Source organism: Rhizobium sp. NLR16a (assembly GCF_017948245.1).
Classification (GTDB): domain Bacteria; phylum Pseudomonadota; class Alphaproteobacteria; order Rhizobiales; family Rhizobiaceae; genus Rhizobium.
Genome location: NZ_CP072867.1, coordinates 264,929 through 282,326, shown reverse-complemented (window position 1 = coordinate 282,326; position 17,398 = coordinate 264,929). Strand labels below are relative to the sequence as shown.

Below are 17,398 nucleotides of genomic sequence, written 5' to 3'. Positions count from 1 at the left end.
AACTTCCGCCTTATGACGCCCTATCTGATCTTTGTGCTGAAGCGGTTTGGTCAGTTTCTGCTCGTCGTCTTTCTCGGCGTGACGATCACCTTCTTCGTCACCCACCTGACCCCGATCGATCCGGTCGAAGAAAGCATAGGCGCCATCACCCAGATGGGTCAGTCCGATCCCAATGCGATCGAGCTGATGCGCCAGTCGCTGCGTGAGCTCTACGGCATGCAGGGCTCGATCTGGGAGCAATATCTGCATTTCTGGCTTCGGCTGGCGACCGGCGATCTCGGCCCCTCGCTCTCGGCCTTTCCGACCCCCGTCTCCACCATCATCCTGCGCTCGCTGCCCTGGACGATCGGGCTGATGACGGTCTCGACGCTGATCACCTTCGTGCTTGGCAATGCGATCGGCGCGCTTGCCGGCTATTATCGCAAGGACATGGTGCTGAAGGCCGTCAGCCTCGTCTTCATCGCGATGCTGCCCATCCCCTATTATATCCTCGCCTTCGTGCTGCTCATCGTCTTCGGCTTCATCTGGCCGGTGCTGCCGATCAATGGCGGCTATGAGATGAACGCCAATCTGGACCTCTCCTTTGCTCTCGTCATCGATATCCTCAAACACTCGATCCTGCCGGCCTTGTCGCTGATCCTGGTCGGCGCCGGCAGCTGGCTGATCGGCATGCGGGCGCTGGTTTCCAACATCATCACCGACGACTATGTCGTCTTTGCCGAGCTCGGCGGCGTGCCGAAGGGCAAGATCCTGCGCTCCTACATCGCCCGCAACGCCATGGTGCCGCAATTCACCGGGCTTGCCATGTCGCTCGGCGCGATCTTCAACGGCACCGTCATCACCGAAATCGTCTTCGGTTATCCCGGCATCGGCAATCTCTTGATCGAAGCGGTGCATGCCGGCGATTACAGCCTGGTGCTCGGCCTCAGCGCGCTGTCGATCGTCGGCGTCGCCGCCGCCGTCTTCATCATCGACGTGCTGAGCCCGCTGATCGACCCGCGCATCAAGGTGGAATAGGCCATGTTTACCATCATCCGCGACCTCGCCCGCCAGAATATGGAATTCCTCTGCGGCCTGCTTCTCTTTGCCGTCATCGTCGGCCTCGTCATCCTGTCGTATTTCTCGCCCTATGGCGCGACCGACATCTATCTCCTGCCGCCCGACATGCCGCCGGACGGCGAATATTGGCTCGGCACCACATCGCGCGGCCAGGACGTTTTCTGGCAGCTGACGATCGGCCTTCGCAACACGCTCTATTTCGGCATCGGCGTCGCCTTTCTCTCGCGCATCATCTCGCTCGTGGTCGGGCTGGTCGCCGGTTACGCCGGCGGCGCTGTCGACCGGGTGCTGATGGCGATCAACGACAGCGTCATGGTGATCCCGCAGTTTCCGCTGCTGATCCTTTTCTACTTCGTGCTGAAGGACAACATGACCTGGGTGGCGCTGATCGTCATCATGGCCTCGCTCGGCTGGTCCTATGACGCGCGGCTGATCCGCTCGGTGGCGCTCGGCCTGAAGAGCCGGCCCTTCACCACCCAGAGCGTTTATTCCGGCATGACGATGCGCAAGATCCTGGTCGAGGAGCACCTGCCCTATGTGCTGCCGATCGTCTTCGCCACGACGATGAACAACATGATCTGGTCGATCGGCATGGAGATCACCCTTTCGGTCCTCGGCTTCACCGATATCGAGACGCCGACCATGGGCATGATGATCTACTGGGCCAATGCGCATTCGGCCCTGATTTCGGGCATCTGGTGGTGGGTGGCCGCCCCCGTCGCCGTCATCGTCATTCTCTTCCTGGCGCTCTTCCTGCTCTCCATGTCGATGAACGAATACAATGATCCGCGCAGCCGGCTGAACCGGATGGGAAGTTAGCATGGAGAATCTCGTCGAAATCGACAACTTGAAAGCCTATTACCGCGCCTTCCTCTATGGCGTCGATCGCGAGGTGCGGGCCGTCGACGACATCAGCCTGACGATCCGCCGCGGCGAGGTCTATGGCGTCGCCGGTGAATCGAGCAGCGGCAAGACGACGCTGATCAAGACCATTGCCGGCGCCATCCGGCCACCGCTCCGGGTGGTCTCCGGCTGCGTCAAATTCCATTTCGGCGGCGGCACCCAGGATCTCTATGCGATGACGCCGGAGGAGCGCGTGGCGCTGCGCTGGAAGCATCTCTCCTATATCATGCAGGGCTCGATGAATGTGCTCAATCCGGTGCGCCGGATCCGCCATTCCTTCACCGATTTCGCCTTCCGCCACATGAAGGTGAGCAAGCCGGTGTTTTTCGAGAAGGTCGCCAACCACCTGCAGCGGCTGAAGCTCGACCCGCAGCTGCTCGACGCTTATCCGCACGAACTCTCCGGCGGCATGCGCCAGCGCATGACGATTGCGCTCGCCACCATCCTGACGCCGGAATTCATCATCGCCGACGAGCCGACAACGGCGCTCGACGTCATCGTGCAGCGCGACGTCTTGTCGATGATCCGCGACATCCAGCGCGAGATGGGTTCCTCCTTCCTGTTCGTCACCCATGATATGGGCGTGCATGCGACGGTCTCCGACCGCATCGGCATCGTCTATGCCGGCCGGCTGGTCGAGGAGGCGCCGACGGCGAAGCTCTTCAGCGCGCCGCTGCACCCCTATACGCAGCACCTCGTCGGCAGCCTGCCGAAGATCGGCGACCCCACCACCCGGCCCTCGCTGGAGGGGCGGCCGCCGAACCTTGCCATGCCGCCGGAAGGCTGCCGCTTTCACCCGCGCTGCCCGAAGCGCATGGAGATCTGCTCACAGAAGGTTCCGCCCTTGGTCACCGTCGCGCCAGAGCGGCGGGTGGCGTGTTTTGCGGTTACGGGGGATCATGTTTGACTCTGCTTAGCCTCTCGCATGTGACGAAAATCTACCGCCAGGGCGGCATGCTCGGCCGGCGGCTGATCACCGCCGTCAAGGACGTCAGCTTCGAAATCGGCGACGAGCCGGAGATCCTCTCGATCGTCGGCGAATCCGGCTCGGGCAAATCGACGGTGGCGGCGATGATCCTCGGCCAGACGGAACCGACCGAGGGCGAGCTGCAATTTGCCGGCAAGACCGTCGCCATCCACAGCCGGGCCGAACGCAAGGCCTTCATGAAGGAGGTGCAGCCGGTGCTGCAGAACCCCTTCGAAGCCTTCAACCCGCTGAAGCGGGTGGACCGCTACCTCTTCGAGACCGCCCGCAATTTCTCCGCCTCCGGTGAGCGGCCGGACCGACGGGAGGTGGAAAAGATGGCCGATACCGCCCTCCACCACGTCGGCCTGACGCTGGAAGAGGTGAAGGGCCGCTTCCCCCACGAACTCTCCGGCGGCCAGCTGCAGCGCGTCGCCATCGCCCGGGCGCTGATCCCTGAGCCGCGCCTGCTGGTGGCCGACGAACCGGTCTCGATGGTCGACGCATCGCTGCGCATGGCGATCGTCAACCTGTTCGGGCGGCTGAAAAACGAACTCGGCCTTTCGATCATCTATATCACGCATGATCTGGCGACGGCTTATTATGTCAGTGACAATATTATCATTATGCGCAAGGGTGAGATTGTTGAGCGGGGGCGGGCGCGGGCGGTGTTGGACAATCCGCAGCATGCGTATTCGCGGGCGCTGAAGGATGCGGTGCTGGCGGCGGATTTTGGGGCGGTGGGATGAGGAGGTGGAACGGAGTATCGCGGACGGTGTCTACTGACGCGATTTCTTCGCTCAGTTTCATGATCGAGACGAGAACTAAGCAGCGACGATCTAATCGGTCTCTAAGCCGAAACTTTCTGCCGTGCTGTCGCCCTGTACGGATCTCCACCGTTACCAGCTAGGTCGAGATGATACCGTCGTGCATCCAAAATCTCGAGTAATTTGGCATGGTCCTGCACGCGGCACTGAAGGCGACCGTCAGGGAGGGTCTTGAAAACAACCCCATGGAGGTTTGCGATTTCTTCGATTTTAGCCTTTTGAAAATTTCCAAGGCCTGGATTGGCTGCAATCGAGGCGGCATGTCTTGCCATTTGCGGGTGTTTGGCTATCGCGGTGGCAATGCGCGACATATCCAAGAACGCAAGCGTATTATGTATTATCTGGAGTTTTGCTGCGGCGGTCGCCGCTACTCTTTCAGAAATTCTCGCTACAAGCTCGACATTGCGTGGATGAAGAATGAAAACATTGGCGGCGGTGACGATCACGTCAAATTGCGTGTCAAGTTTAAGTGTCTCCTCATCGATCATTACGACCGTGTCGTTTACCAGCCTGACCAGCCGATGACGGGCGGAAAGCGTTCCCTTGAGCTGTGTTGCCTTGCGTATGCCAACAGCTTTTCTGCCCTGGGTGTCAGTGAATTCTCCGAAGTAAAACTCAATATCAGACACATGCTGATGAATGTTTGTCAAATCCGGCATGACGCCCGCTTCAAAGACTTCGGACAGGGCTGTCATGTATTCACTGTTTCGTGGACTATATATCTTGCGTTTGCTTCCATAATCTTCGGAAAGATCATACATCTCCCAAGGCGTTGCGATGTCGCTGAAGGAGTTAGCCGTATCGTTGAGAATGTCCACGAGCGCATCTTTTGTGCCGCCATCGGAAGGTACAAAGTAGCGTCGTCCGTCTTTCAAGCTTACGCCCAGGTTCACCGACGCGACGCTTTCGATACTGAACTCTTGGTCAATCATCGTTTTTCTCGTCTACCAAGACATTTCCACCCAAGCGATATCCCGATAAAGGCGACTGTTCAGGCAAATAGTGCCTTCGTGAGATGACTGCATAGGTCGCCAGCTGATCCGCCACTCCAGAGCCGGCGCTCAGCTTCACCTCAACCGTATAAATTCGGTAGCCAGCAATCGCGAAAATAAGGTTCATGTAGTGTAGGCGCATGTGCCAGAATAAGAACGCAACAAAAATAAAAGCGATGAATATAGATGCTATGTCTCGACGCTCATCTAGGTTTGCATCAAACAGCGGTATCAGCATTGCAAATAAATAAGTTAAAAGATGCTCCCTCTGATCCTTAGATGTCACCACCGTTATCGTCTTAAGATTATGATAGTACATAGAAATTTTTAGAAAAATGCAGAGAAGGAACGTTGGAAGAACAAAAAGCGCCAAACAGACGGGAATCCAGATTCGGTCGCCGATTGCATCTACGCCGCGAACCGCCCATAGAAGGAAGACGGGGCTAAGGCTGGACCATACTAAGATAAAGCGGACGAGACCGAGACCTTCTTCTAATTTTTCACCGTTCATGCGCCCCCCCCTGACTTAGTATTAGAAATTTAGAGAACGATTTCAATTAATTTTGCAACTCAGCGGATAATTAAACGACGAAGCACGCTCCAAAGGCGGCAAAGAAGGCGAAACAGAAACTATTCACCTACCACCCGCGAACTTCGCACGGCCTACCTCACCATGATCAGCTTCTTCGAAAGTAGCGGTGAACTTGAATCAGTTCGCTTGCAATTCGGCAAATCTGGACAGAAACCGATTACGAGCAGTAATCGGTGAGAGGAATTCAACTTGGATTGCCGCTCTCTCCACTCCGGATGAATTAGCCCAGAAGTCGGCACCCGCGGGCATCAATTGTGCTTGCTCGGCAGCCAAGACACTTAGGTCAGCCGCTTTAACGGTTGCCTTCGCTTTCGCATCCAAACCAAAGCGCTGCAAAATAGCATCTTCCACCGAAGCTTCGATTTCTTTGTATTGGGGAAGGAGCTGCTTCAACGGTCTAGTAATGTCGCCGAGAAAAGCTTCAGCTGCATCGTGTAGGAGAGCTTCAAGTTTGTATTCCTCGACGGTATCAGCGACGTGGATTGAATGCTCTGCTACAGAGTAAAAGCTTTTGCATTGTCCGGCATACCGACAGATGTTCGACAATCCTTGCGCTATGTCACTTATGGTAAACTCGCTGCCCCAAGGGTCTAGTAGATCAAACCAGACTCCGCTAGCAAGCATGATGCTCGGACCAGATTTTATCTTTATAGCGACTTGAGCGTTCATCGTTATCTTTCTTGAGCGAATCGGTTCAATACTGCTACTTATAGGTGATTCTGATACACACGTTTGGCAGGAGCAAGTGTTGAAGCAGATTGTCGTCCTTTCAGGTCCCATCGCCGTGGGAAAAACAGCATTTTCAGATGAGCTGATGCGCCGCTACCCCTGCGAAAAAGTTTCCACTCAAAAATATATTATCAAGGTTAAGCAAGTTCCGAATGAGCGCGGACCGCTTCAAGTCGCCGGCGCTGAACTGGATCGAGAGACAGGTGGAGCTTGGGTTTCAGACGCTGTCGATGAAGTTAGCGCTAATACCAATAAAGATTTCCTCCTACTCGATAGTGCACGCATACCGGCACAGGTGGAACTTTTGAGGGAACGTTTCGGAAGGGAAAATGTTCATCACATCCATTTGACGGCTCCTCCAGAGGTGCTTGAGGAGAGATTTAAGCTTCGGCCGACACACTTAGAAGAATTGCCCACCTATCAGGAAGCGAAAACCGATGCTGTCGAGGCTGATATTGATCGCCTTGCGGAGATTGCGGATGTTGTCGTTTCAACAGAGAAATCGGATGTACGATCATGCGTGACCTTTGCGACCGCCGGCCGACTTTCAGTGACCGCTCCGAGAGCTTACGTCGATCTTTTTGTAGGGGGACAGTGGGGCAGTGAGGGCAAGGGTAATATCTGCGCTTTGCTGGCAAAAGAATACGATGTCCTAGTTCGCGTCGGCGGGCCGAACGCGGGACACAAAGTCCATGAGCCTAAATATACATATCGGCAACTCCCATCCGGTACGGGGTCAAACCAGGCGGCGGAGATTTACATTGCTGCAGGGTCAACGATCTCTCTAGCTACACTTAGCCGAGAATTGGATGATCATCCTTGGCTCAAGGAGGCGGGGTTCACCATTGATAGGCAAGCGATGATCATCGAGGAAGGAGACATTGCCTTTGAGGAAAGGCTCCTCGATGGCATTTCCTCTACAAAGCAGGGGGTAGGAGCTGCATCTGCTCGAAAAATTTTAGGTCGCGGCTGTGACTTGGGTTGGATGCCGAAAGTCAGATTGGCTCAAGACATTCCTGAACTTGAAAAATATCTTGGGAACGTTCGCGAGAAGATAGAAATAGCTCTGACGTCAGGCAAAAAGGTTATGCTCGAGGGTACCCAAGGTACAGATCTCAGCATACATCATGGTTCCTACCCACATGTCACATCTCGAGAGACATCGGCGGTTGGCTGCCTGTCCGATGCGGGAATACCTTTCACAAAACTGAGGAAAGTCGTCGTAGTGGCCAGGACATATCCGATTCGCGTTGGAGGTCCCTCGGGTCCCATGGGGATCACAGTAACATTCGATGAAATCTCGCAGCGTTCAGGTCTCCCTATTGAAGCAATAAGCAAAACCGAGATTGGTAGCGTTTCAGGAAAATCTCGAAGAATAGCGGAATTCGACTGGGAGCAAATTAGACGATCCGCATATTGGAACGGCGCAAGCGACATCGCTCTTACGTTTGTCGACTATCTCGGCGCCGAAAACGTATCGGCCTTGACTTTCGAAGAATTGAACGACGCGGCTCGACAGTTCATTGCCGATGTCGAGCGCGTGTGTGGCGTGCGGGTCTCGCTGGTTTCGAAGGGGTTCGGCCGCAATGGTTTAATTGATCGAAGGGTTTGGAATGACTGAAGAAGAGCTGATCGCAAACTATCCGCGCCTCTATCACATGGCTCATGATGGAGCTTGGCCTGCTATTCAGCAGCATGGGCTGCTGAGTGCGAGTGCTCTGCTTGACCTCTATAAGATCGGCGGAGAGCAACGTTTCGCGTTAGAATCTCAAAGACGCCCCGAATCGGTTCCGTTGAGAGCAGAAAGGCTACCGGGGGCGGTTATTCGTGACCAAAAGCCAATGAGAGATCACCTTTTGGCAAAATGCCTGGAAGATGGACTAACACCTAAAGACTGGTACGAACTTCTAAATTCAAGAAGCTTCTTTTGGCTATCAGCCTCTCGGATTTGGCGATTGCTGAAAGCAAGGGCGTACCGAGATAAACCGCAGACGGTACTCACTATTGACGCGGCAGGCTTAATTTCGAGCCACAGGGAGCGGATTTGGCTGAGCACTTTGAATAGCGGCTCCACGCTGTTCAATCCTCAACCGAGAGGTCTTCAAACATTTAAGCGAATTGCTGATTTTCCCTTCCAAGAGCGCTCAAAGCGCCGAAAAGAAGACAACGTTGTTGAGCTTGTCGTCGATCATTCCGTGCCGGACCTGACCAAATATGTCCTCGCGGTTCACAAGGTAGAGGGTGACCGCGTCTTAGAAGAGATATGGCGAAGCGACCGTGCTACAGACAGCGATCGCCCTTAATGATTGTCTGGTTTCGACGTTAACCGCGCTGGCAGTTTCGCCTTTCTCAGCAAGTCCGCGACGTGACTGGTAAGTCCTACCTCGCCGACAATCAGGACACCTTGATTGACTTCAATAGTTGACAATAGTTGCCGCAAGGCATCAAGCCCTGCCACAATGTCAAATTCGATCCATGATGTAGCTTCCCCTGGGACGATCACATCAGCCTCGGACCCCGTGGCCCCGCAATGCAATTGCACGACCCATACCACATCTCCGTCGTGCACCCATTCAAACCGAACTGGACCTAGTCGGTTCGCAAGAACCTTGTACGTTGCTTGGACATTTTCGACAACAAAGGACGGCAGGTTTTCAGGTGGCTGATGACCAAGCATGAACAGGTCACCTTCGCCTCGTCGGCCTTCGATTATTAGGCTACCTTTCGGACCTGCCACGGCTGCGCCAGAGAATTTCGCCCTTACCGCAGCCTGAGACAAGACTGCTTGCAGATGCTTTCCTTCCGGATCTTCTTTGCTCAGCAGAGCAAATGGATCGAGCCAGCCCTTCACGGTCGTATAAAGGCCCGGCTGAGCCTCTCTCGGTGCCGTTCGTGTCCAAACCTCGAATGAACCGGTTTCCCTGCCAAAGGTGAATGGCGCTGTCCTTCTTGCAACGACCGTCGTCCTGGGAACAGGCAATCCCAAACTGTCTGCAACCAACAGGCCGTATACCTTGTCCCCAAGATGCCGGCTAAAGCGATTTGGCCAATGAACCACGGCTGGCAGGAACTCGGGAACATCCGGTTCAAACTCCCAGATAATTGTATGTCTGCCGTGGTAGCCCCTGGCTTTGGGATGAATGCTGAACTCTACGCGAGCATTAGCAGGAAAATTCAGTTCTGGCGTAAAGCCATACACCGTATGCAATATCCGCTCTCCCAAATGAAAGGGAAGAGAGGCCACGCCAGCCTTTTCCACGCATCGGGGCGTATCATCAGGTGCGAACTCGATCAGTTGTCCTTGCACTACCCCAGAAACACCGCCGTCATTAATGTCAATGGTTTCGTTGACAATGAGATGCAGTCTATCTTCAGACAACCGCGCAAGCACATTTAGCACTTCATCGACGCCCTTTAGACCGTACACAAACTCTCTGCTCCGAGGACTGTTAGGCTCGTAGCTTCTGACGTTGACCATCCTGTCTGAACTGGCTGCAAGAAGGGCCTCAACAGCAGATTGCGTATCGGCAAAACGGTGGTTCTCCGGATACTCTGCCACGCGGCAATAGCTCTGAACGATCGAACTATTCATCGCCGGACGGAAACTGACGAATTGCGCTACGTTCGCCGTCGCCGCCAAAGAGTTGAGGACCTCGTCCTTATGCATAGCCATACACATCACCCACTATCGACCAGCTGTCGCTATTAGCGAAAAAGCATTCTCACTGGAACCAAGAAATGGAGCTAACTTCGACTCACTCGACAAACCGGCGGCGTATGAAAGCTGGGTTCGTTCTCCCTGTACGATCTCCGATATTGATGCGGAGCTTTACCCGACTTCTTATCTTTCTATTTCTTGAAGCAATTTTCGCGATGCCAGCTGAGAAAATGAGGATGGGGCCGCTCGAACGGTCGTGAAGGCACAATCGCCCTTCCCGACTTGTTAATCAGACTTCGAATGCTTTCTGGATCGTTGGCTTGCCGCGAGATCAGGACATCGAGATCATCCGAGAGGCTGATCAGCCCGCGGTCAAACATCCAGTGCGCGGTGCCAGAAAGAGCAATGCCGTTGGTGAGAACATCAGGCCCATTTGCCTCCACGGGACGGATATGTGCGGCATCAACTTCCGCACGTCCGCCACCGTTAATGAGCTTTAGGCCAGTGATCGCGCACCTCTTGTCATAGGCCTGCAGAACCAGCCGGCGAAACAGCCGATCGCGAACGATCCGCGACGAAAGCTGTATAACCCGGTCGCGCTCGTGCTCGAAGAGGAAAGGCGCCTGGGCTCCATCTTCAAACCCATCAGCGGGGTGCGTTGCTGCGGGTTCACCCAGCCGAGGCAGTTCAGGCTCGTGCTCGTCCAGGCCAATCGACACAATGTGATTGAAGTCCGCCGCGGATATCGGGCGCACCGCGGCCTGCGCTCTGCCGGAGATCCGCCCCTCCTCGTTCAACACGCCTCGCTCAATGACGCCGTCCGGCCCACTGAACGGAACGGCATTGATGAAATCGAGGTAGCTGCCTGGCTCGATGAGTGCCAGATACATGCCGGATTCCTCCGGATCAGGAATGACTTGGGCTACCTTGGCGACTGCAAAATAGCCGCGAGTCGCCGCGATCTTGCGCGGCTGGTAGTATATGATCCAATCTCCAAGGCAGGCTTGCACGCGACCAAGATACTGGCGCGGGAACTGATATTGCTCTGCCGGCCTGTCTTTGTAGATTGAATCTGTGCGGTGAATGAAAACCCCGAATCCCATGTACAATGCGTAGCACGACGAGGTCGGCTGAGATACGGCGCTTGCATCCCTCATTCAAGGAGAGTCGATCACAATCACCCGTCAGCACCCTACGCCGCCCGCACCCTATCCCGTCCACTCATCTTCGCATCATACAACGCCTGATCCGCCCGCCGGTAAAGCTCCGACGCGCTGTCCGTCGGCACACAGGCGGCGATGCCGGCAGAACACGTGTAGCTGAAGTCGGGCGAGTCCGGCAGCGGCCTGGAGAAGCGGATCACCGTCAGCATGCGCTCGACCATGGCAAGCGCGTCTTCCGGGCCGGTGGCCGGCATGACGAGGAGGAATTCTTCGCCGCCGACCCGGCCGAAGCAATCGTTGCGGCGGACATTCTGGTGGATGCGGTGGGCGAAATCGCGCAGCACCAGATCGCCGGCGTGGTGGCCGAGCCGGTCGTTGATGTGCTTGAAATTGTCGATGTCGAAAACGGCGAGGCAGCCGCTGCTGCCATGCCGGGCGGCTTCAAGCATGTCTTCGACGCGCGCCATGACGAAGCGGCGGTTGGCGACGCCGGTGAGTTCGTCGGTGTAGGAGGCCTTGATCGCCTGGTCGCGATCCTGCCGGACGGTGCGGCCATGGACCTTGAGACGGGTGATGTCGCTGGCGATGCAGAGCATCCAGCCGTTCTTCTGCACCGCCTCGGTCATCCACAGCCAGCGGCCGTCGGCAAGATCGGTCTCGAAGGCGCGATAGCCAATCTTGCCGCGGCGCGACTGGGTGGAGCGCAGCCATTCCTCGAAATTATCCGTGCGGATGACGGTGCCACGGCCGAGATGAAAATTGCGCCGCTCGGCTCGATGAAATAGGCCGACACTCATCTTGAAGGTCGCGCTGCGAGCCTAAACCACGCTGGCGACGCGTCTTTTGGGCACCGCGGCCGCCTCATGGCAGTGGCAACCACGCCTCAGCGGCCGGGCTTCAATTCGGAGATGTAGCGGACGATCGGGTTGACCGGCCGGTTCTCGATTTCGGCATCGTTGCGAAGGCGGATCGCCTTGCGGACGAGCCTGGCGCCGAGATAGCGGATCGGCTCCGGCGGCAGCGTCTTGCGCTTGCCAAGTCCGACAAGACCGCTGCGGCTCCATTGATCATCCCGGCCGAGCACCAGACTCGCGAGGATGCGGCCGGCGACGGGCGTCTGGGCGATGCCGGTGCCGTTGAAGCCGAGGCCGAAGAAGATATTGGGCTGGCCCGCGAGATGGCCGAAGATCGGCAGGTGATCGGCGGTGCAGTCGATCGGCCCCGACCAGTCGTGCTCGATCTTCACGGTTCTCAGTTCGGGATAGACCCGGTCCAGCTCGCGCCTGTTATCGGCGCCCTTTTCCGTGCCGCGGTTGAAGGAGGGACCGATCCGGTCGCCGTAGGCGATCTTGCCGCTGCCGCGGCCGAAGATCACCCGCCCCTCCGGCGTGCGCTGGTAATAGAGCACATGCGCCTGCGCGTCGCAGATCGATTCGCCGCCCGTCCACCCCAGGCGCTGAAGCAGATCCGGCACAGGTTGCGTGGCGACGATCTGGCTTTCGACCACATAGGTGTAGCGCAGGAGCTCGGGAACGGATGCAAGCCAGGCATTCGCCGCCAGCACGACGCGGCCGGCGCGAAGGCGGCCCTGCGGCGTGTGCAGGGTGGCGACGGCGCCCGGCTCGATCGCGGTGACGGGCGTCTTTTCGTGGATGATCACATGGCGCGCGAGAGCGAGCCGGCGCAGGCCTGCGGCGAGCTTTGCCGGCTGCACCGTTCCTGCCCGCATCTCGGCAATGCCCATATAGGAGGCGCGGGAGCCGGTGCGGCGGGCAATCTCGCCGGCATCGAGCCGGCTGAAGCGCGCTTCGCCCTGGGCCTCCGCCATGTCAAGCGCCTTCTGCCATGCGCCTTCCTGTGCCTTGGCGCTTGCCGTCCACAGCCATCCGTCGAGCCTGAGATTCATGTCGATCGCGCCGCTTGCCTGCAGGGCCTCCAGCTCCTTGATTGCATCGGCGGTGGCCCGGCAGAGCGAAAGCGCCTCAGTCTCTCCCACCACGGCGGCGAGGAGATCAATCTCGGCAAACCAGGAGTGGACCTGGCCGCCATTGCGGCCGGATGCCCCTGCCCCGCAGCAATCCGCCTCGAGCAGCACGATCTTGAGCCCGGGATCCTGGTCCTTCAGGCGCAGCGCCGTCCACAGGCCGGTATAGCCGCCGCCGACAATGGCGACATCGGCGGCCTGATCGCCCGCGAGCGGCGTGGTGACCGGGGCGGCACCAGCGTCCTGCAGCCAGAAGGAGCGATCCGGGCCGCGCGCCAGGACCGGCGGTCTCAAGGTGTAGCCCATGATGTCAGCCCTCCGCGGCAGAGATTTCGGCGGCATATTTCCGCAGGAGCCATGGCGGAATGGCACCCAGCCTCTGCGGGAAGCCGCCTTCGTGCAGGCAGGTCCCGGCAGCCGCATCGGTTGCAAGGCGCATGGCCGCCCCGGCATCCATGCCCTTCAGAAGATGCGCGACAACAAAGCTGGCGATGAAACTGTCGCCGGCGCCGCAGGTATCGACGACATCGACTGCTTGCGCCGGCACATGGACGAGCTCCGCACCGTCGTCAAAGAAGGCGCCGCGCGGGCCGCAGGTCAGGACGATCCTGGCGGCGCCACGCTCCTTCAAGGCTCCGATGACCGGCTCGACCGGGACCTTCGGCTCATCCGGCCCGGATGCGAAGACCAGCGGCACGCCCTTGAGATCCAGTGACTGGTGCGCCGTCGAGACGTCTATGCTGAAGCGAATGCGGTCCTCGATCAGCCGCTCGATGAGCTCGGCGCTGGAATTGGTGCCGAGGTGAACCCAATCGGCCCGCCGCAGTGCTGCATAGCGTTCCGGAGACGGAACGAAATTGCGCCCGACCCCAAGATCCTCAAGCAGGAACCTGCGGTCGCCATCCTGCTCCAGGAGCAGGGTAACGGCGGTGGCGCCGTCGCGCCGCTCGAGGTCCGCCCCAGGCAGACCGACGGCTTCGATCGCCGTGGCGATCACGTCGCCCTCGGCATCCTTGCCGACAACGCCGAAGTAGCGGGCATCGCAGCCTTGCCGATGCCATTGCGCCGCCACATTAAGCGCATTGCCGCCGACAGCCATGCTGTTCTTGCTGAGGTAAACGTCCAGGCAGTTGTCACCAACCGCAATCAGCCGCGTCGCTGCCATCACGCGACTTCCCCTGCCCGCTGGAGACAAGGCGCGATCCCCCAGAGCTCGATTTCGGCGAAGCCGAAGCCGCGCATGATTTTCGCAACCTTTTCGAAGGGATAGTGCTGAAAGCTGAAATTGGCGCCGATCAGCTGCCTGGCCGAGAGTTTTGGCACTTCCGGTTTCCTCATGAAATCACTTGCCGATGCCTTCGGTGAGGCCGCGGATGAAATAACGCTGGGTGAAGAAGAAGATGACGACGATCGGCAGCGCCGAGATGGTCATGGCGGCGAAGACCTCGGCGAAATTGGTGCCATGCTTGGCCATCAGCGAGGTCAGGCCAACCGGCAGGGTCTGCACGTCGATCTGGTTGGTGAAGATCATCGCGAAGATATATTCGTTCCAGGCAAACAGGATGTGCAGGATGATGCAGGAGACGATGATCGACCGGCAGAGCGGCAGCATGATCTTGCGAAAGATCTGCCCTTCGCTCGCGCCATCGATCATGGCCGCCTCGTCGAGATCACGCGGCAGATCGAGCATATAGGCGCGGATCAGGAAGGTGGTGAAGGGCACGCGGAAGGCCGTGTAAAGGATGATCAGCGCCCAATGCGTGTTGTAGAGGCCAAGGCTCTGCATCATCTGCACGAGCGGCACCAGCGCGACCGTCGGGCTGAGCATCATGCCGCCGAGCACGAAACCGACGATGACAGGCTTGCCGAACATCTGCGTCCGGGTCAGGCCATAGGCGGTCCAAGCACTGATGAAGACCGTGGTGATGGTCGATACGACCGTCACCAGCAGGCTCGAGAACAGGAAGTTGCGCACACCCTGGTTCCAGGCCGCGACATAATTGTCGAAGGACCAGCGGTCGGGAAGCGCGAAGGGATCGCTGAAGATCTGGCTGTTCGACTTGAAGCCGCCGAGCGCCATCCAGACCAGCGGGTAGACGACGAGAATGCCCGCCGCCACCAGCAGCGCCATCAGCACGCCCTTGCCGATGACCAGCCAGGGGTTGCGCAGCGGCGCGCCCGCAGGAATGACCACCGTGCTCATGCCTCCACCCTCCGCCGCTTGGTGTACCAGAGCTGGAGCAGGCCTGTCGTCAGGGTGGCGAGGAAGATGACCACGCCGATTGCGGCCGCATAGCCCATATCGTTCTGGTTGAAGCCCTGCTCGTAAAGCCATGTCCCCAGCACCTGGCTCGAATTGTTCGGCCCGCCGCCGGTCATCACCATGACTTCGTTGAAAACCTGGAAGGCGCCGGCAATGGTGACGATGATCATCATGCCGGTCATTTCGCGGGTGAGCGGAAAGGTGATGCAGAAGAGCTGGCGGAGCGGCCCGGCCCCATCGACCGTGGCGGCATCGTAGAGTTCGCGCGGGATCTTCTGGATGGCGATGGTGAAGAGCAGCGTCGAATAGCCGAAGCCCTGCCACTGGCTCATGGCGATGATCGCATAGATCGCCGTGCGCTCGTCACCCAGCCAGGTGTAAGACAGGTTCTGCAGCCCGAGCAGATGCAGCAGGGCGTCGAGAAGGCCGATATCCGGCTGGTAGATGAAATAGAACAGCAGGCCGGTGACCGTGGTGGAGATCGCCGAGGGAATGAAATAGACGGCCCGCCAGAAATTCCGCCAGGCGCGGCTCCTGAGCCCCTCGATGATGGCAGCAAGCACGAAGGCCGCGAAGACCTGGAAGACGACGGAGAGCACGGCATAGAGGCCGTTATTGGTCAGCGCCCGCCAGACGACCGGATCGTCCAGCAGCCGGCGGTAATTGTCGAGCCCGACATAATCGACCTCGCCGGTGAAGATGTCCTGGGTGGTTGTGCTGACAAAGAGGTTGTCGACGATCGGATAATAGACGAACCAGCCGACGATGATCAGCGCCACGATGCCCCAGCGCAATGCCGCCAGCTGCTGCAGCAGGCCGTGCCGCAGCCATCTCCTGCGGTTGGAGACGGCGCCGCGCAGGGCGGCACCGTTGCTTGTCGGGGTTGCCGTCACGCTCGCCATCGTCATTGCCCGGCGGCAGCCGCGGCAGCTTTGCGGACAGAGGCGAGAAGATCTTCCGCCGACATGGAGCCGCCGGCGAAGGCCTGCACGCCGGAAAGCCAGGCAGCGGCGACACGCGGATGGTTGACCGTGTCGAGCCATGGCATGAGGTAGCTTGCCTTGGCGATCTCCTCCATGCCTTCGGCGACATTGGGATTGATCCTGGTCTTGTCCGCGCCGCCGATCACCGCGCTCGGCTGGCCATAGGGCGGCGCCGACAGCGTCCTGCCGTTTTCCTGGCTGGTGAGGAACTTCAGGAAGTCGATCGCCAGGGGAAGGTTCTTCGCCTTGGCATTGACCATGTAACCCTCGGGCGCGCCTTCGAGCGCCGTGGCCGAGCCCTTGCCATCGCTCGGAGCCGGCAGCTTGAAAAAGCCGAACTCCTCCGGCTTCAGGGCGGTTTCCTTGGTCGCGGCCTGATCGAACTCGATGATCTCCTGGTAGTACATGGCCGCCTTCCTGTCGCTCATCGACTGGAGTGCGGTCTGGTAGGAGAGGCCGTTGACCTGGGCGCCGCCGGCGCAGCGCTCCTGAAGCGAGCGGTACTGCCCGAGCGCCGCGATATAGCCGGGATGGTCGAAGATCGCCGTCTTCGGCTTGAAATCGCGCTCCAGCGTCTCGGTCGGCACGTTATAGGCCAGCAACTGCCCGAGATAATGGACGAGCGGCCAGGATTCCTTGTTGCCGATCGCGATCGGAACGACGCCCGAACCCTTCAGCGCATCGCACGCCTTCAACAGCGCGTCGAAATCCTTCGGCGGCTCGATGCCAAGATCGGCGAACATCTTCTTGTTGTAGCCCATGAATTTCGCATCGAGATAAAGCGGCACACCGAAATACTTGCCGTTATACGAAAAGGCTTTCACGGCGGCCGGGCTCAGCGTCTTGCCCCATTCGGTCTCCGGCCCGATGACCTTGGACAGATCGACGGCGCGATTGCCGCGGATGAAGTTCTCGCCCCAGGTCCCCGTCCAGGAGAAATAAATGTCCGGCAGCGAGTTCGAGGCGACCAGCGTCTTGGTCTTGCCCTTGATGCTGTCGTCGTTCTCCTGGATGAGCTCGATCTTCACGTCGGGATGCTGCGCCTCATAGGCCTTGGCGACATTGACGAAATAGGGGGAAAGCTGCTGCAGGCCGAACTTGGTCAGGATCGTCAGCTTGCCGCTGTAGTCGACCTTGGCGGCCGGATCGGCAACCGGCGCATCGCCGGCCGCAGAGGCCGTTGCCGGGAAGGCTCCCCAGGAAATCGAGATGACCGATACTGCCGCAATCATCGCAGCAGTGGAGTGGATGGACCGTTGCATTTTCATTCCCCTTTTGCTT

General features: G+C 58.4%; 17 protein-coding genes and 1 pseudogene. 6 read left to right on the top strand and 12 right to left on the bottom strand.

What is annotated here, in order from left to right; translation table 11 throughout:
• Positions 1 to 12: 12 nt before the first annotated feature.
• Genes J7U39_RS23540 through J7U39_RS23525 form a run of 4 tightly spaced genes read left to right on the top strand, consistent with a single transcriptional unit; the run spans position 13 to position 3,675 of the window.
• The gene (locus tag J7U39_RS23540) at positions 13 to 1,017 is read left to right on the top strand and encodes an ABC transporter permease (protein WP_210632227.1); all 1,005 of its coding nucleotides are present in this window, start codon (positions 13 to 15) and stop codon (positions 1,015 to 1,017) included.
• A 3-nt stretch (positions 1,018 to 1,020) separates the two neighbouring features.
• Positions 1,021 to 1,878: an ABC transporter permease gene (locus J7U39_RS23535; protein ID WP_064808333.1), complete on the top strand. Its 858-nt coding sequence runs from the start codon at positions 1,021 to 1,023 to the stop codon at positions 1,876 to 1,878.
• Position 1,879: 1 nt separating this feature from the next.
• On the top strand, positions 1,880 to 2,869 hold the full coding sequence (locus J7U39_RS23530; protein WP_210632226.1) for an ABC transporter ATP-binding protein: 990 nt from the start codon (positions 1,880 to 1,882) through the stop codon (positions 2,867 to 2,869).
• Positions 2,870 to 2,916: 47 nt separating this feature from the next.
• The gene (locus tag J7U39_RS23525) at positions 2,917 to 3,675 is read left to right on the top strand and encodes an ATP-binding cassette domain-containing protein (protein ID WP_210632654.1); all 759 of its coding nucleotides are present in this window, start codon (positions 2,917 to 2,919) and stop codon (positions 3,673 to 3,675) included.
• 101 nt (positions 3,676 to 3,776) lie between these two features.
• Here J7U39_RS23525 and J7U39_RS23520 read toward each other — a convergent pair whose 3' ends face one another.
• The 3 genes from J7U39_RS23520 to J7U39_RS23510 all read right to left on the bottom strand — a co-directional run bounded on the left by J7U39_RS23520 (position 3,777) and on the right by J7U39_RS23510 (position 6,006).
• Entirely contained in the window at positions 3,777 to 4,685 is a 909-nt protein-coding gene (locus J7U39_RS23520) for a hypothetical protein (protein ID WP_210632225.1), read from the bottom strand.
• On the bottom strand, positions 4,678 to 5,256 hold the full coding sequence (locus J7U39_RS23515; RefSeq protein WP_210632224.1) for a hypothetical protein: 579 nt from the start codon (positions 5,254 to 5,256) through the stop codon (positions 4,678 to 4,680). Before J7U39_RS23515 ends, J7U39_RS23520 begins: the two co-directional genes overlap by 8 nt.
• Before the next feature lie 198 nt (positions 5,257 to 5,454).
• Positions 5,455 to 6,006 (bottom strand): hypothetical protein, encoded by a 552-nt coding sequence (locus tag J7U39_RS23510; protein ID WP_210632223.1) that lies wholly within the window; start codon positions 6,004 to 6,006, stop codon positions 5,455 to 5,457.
• A gap of 79 nt (positions 6,007 to 6,085) precedes the next feature.
• Here J7U39_RS23510 and J7U39_RS23505 point away from each other — a divergent pair, with 79 nt between their 5' ends.
• Entirely contained in the window at positions 6,086 to 7,687 is a 1,602-nt protein-coding gene (locus J7U39_RS23505; protein ID WP_210632222.1) for an adenylosuccinate synthetase, read from the top strand.
• Positions 7,680 to 8,369, top strand: a complete 690-nt coding sequence (locus tag J7U39_RS23500) for a hypothetical protein (RefSeq protein ID WP_210632221.1) — start codon at positions 7,680 to 7,682, stop codon at positions 8,367 to 8,369. The genes J7U39_RS23505 and J7U39_RS23500 overlap by 8 nt, the downstream gene beginning before the upstream one ends.
• On the opposite strand, the gene J7U39_RS23495 is transcribed toward J7U39_RS23500, so the two are convergent.
• From J7U39_RS23495 to J7U39_RS23455, 9 genes and pseudogenes are all read right to left on the bottom strand, one after another.
• Positions 8,366 to 9,739 (bottom strand): hypothetical protein, encoded by a 1,374-nt coding sequence (locus J7U39_RS23495; RefSeq protein ID WP_210632220.1) that lies wholly within the window; start codon positions 9,737 to 9,739, stop codon positions 8,366 to 8,368. The two genes, J7U39_RS23500 and J7U39_RS23495, sit on opposite strands and share 4 nt — an antisense overlap.
• Before the next feature lie 176 nt (positions 9,740 to 9,915).
• A complete protein-coding gene (locus tag J7U39_RS23490) occupies positions 9,916 to 10,827 on the bottom strand; it encodes an HNH endonuclease (protein WP_210632219.1) in 912 nt (303 codons plus the stop codon).
• Between the two features lie 89 nt (positions 10,828 to 10,916).
• Positions 10,917 to 11,654, bottom strand: a pseudogene (locus tag J7U39_RS23485) (GGDEF domain-containing protein); the annotation flags it as partial.
• 116 nt (positions 11,655 to 11,770) lie between these two features.
• Positions 11,771 to 13,177: an FAD-binding oxidoreductase gene (locus J7U39_RS23480; protein ID WP_210632218.1), complete on the bottom strand. Its 1,407-nt coding sequence runs from the start codon at positions 13,175 to 13,177 to the stop codon at positions 11,771 to 11,773.
• 4 nt (positions 13,178 to 13,181) lie between these two features.
• Positions 13,182 to 14,036 (bottom strand): PfkB family carbohydrate kinase, encoded by an 855-nt coding sequence (locus J7U39_RS23475; RefSeq protein ID WP_210632217.1) that lies wholly within the window; start codon positions 14,034 to 14,036, stop codon positions 13,182 to 13,184.
• Entirely contained in the window at positions 14,036 to 14,194 is a 159-nt protein-coding gene (locus J7U39_RS23470) for a hypothetical protein (protein WP_210632216.1), read from the bottom strand. Before J7U39_RS23470 ends, J7U39_RS23475 begins: the two co-directional genes overlap by 1 nt.
• Positions 14,195 to 14,213: 19 nt before the next feature.
• The gene (locus J7U39_RS23465; protein ID WP_210632215.1) at positions 14,214 to 15,074 is read right to left on the bottom strand and encodes a carbohydrate ABC transporter permease; all 861 of its coding nucleotides are present in this window, start codon (positions 15,072 to 15,074) and stop codon (positions 14,214 to 14,216) included.
• Positions 15,071 to 16,036 carry a sugar ABC transporter permease gene (locus tag J7U39_RS23460; RefSeq protein WP_210632214.1) on the bottom strand — a complete coding sequence of 322 codons (966 nt, stop codon included), beginning with the start codon at positions 16,034 to 16,036 and terminating at the stop codon, positions 15,071 to 15,073. Before J7U39_RS23460 ends, J7U39_RS23465 begins: the two co-directional genes overlap by 4 nt.
• Before the next feature lie 2 nt (positions 16,037 to 16,038).
• Entirely contained in the window at positions 16,039 to 17,379 is a 1,341-nt protein-coding gene (locus tag J7U39_RS23455; RefSeq protein ID WP_210632213.1) for an extracellular solute-binding protein, read from the bottom strand.
• Positions 17,380 to 17,398: the final 19 nt, after the last annotated feature.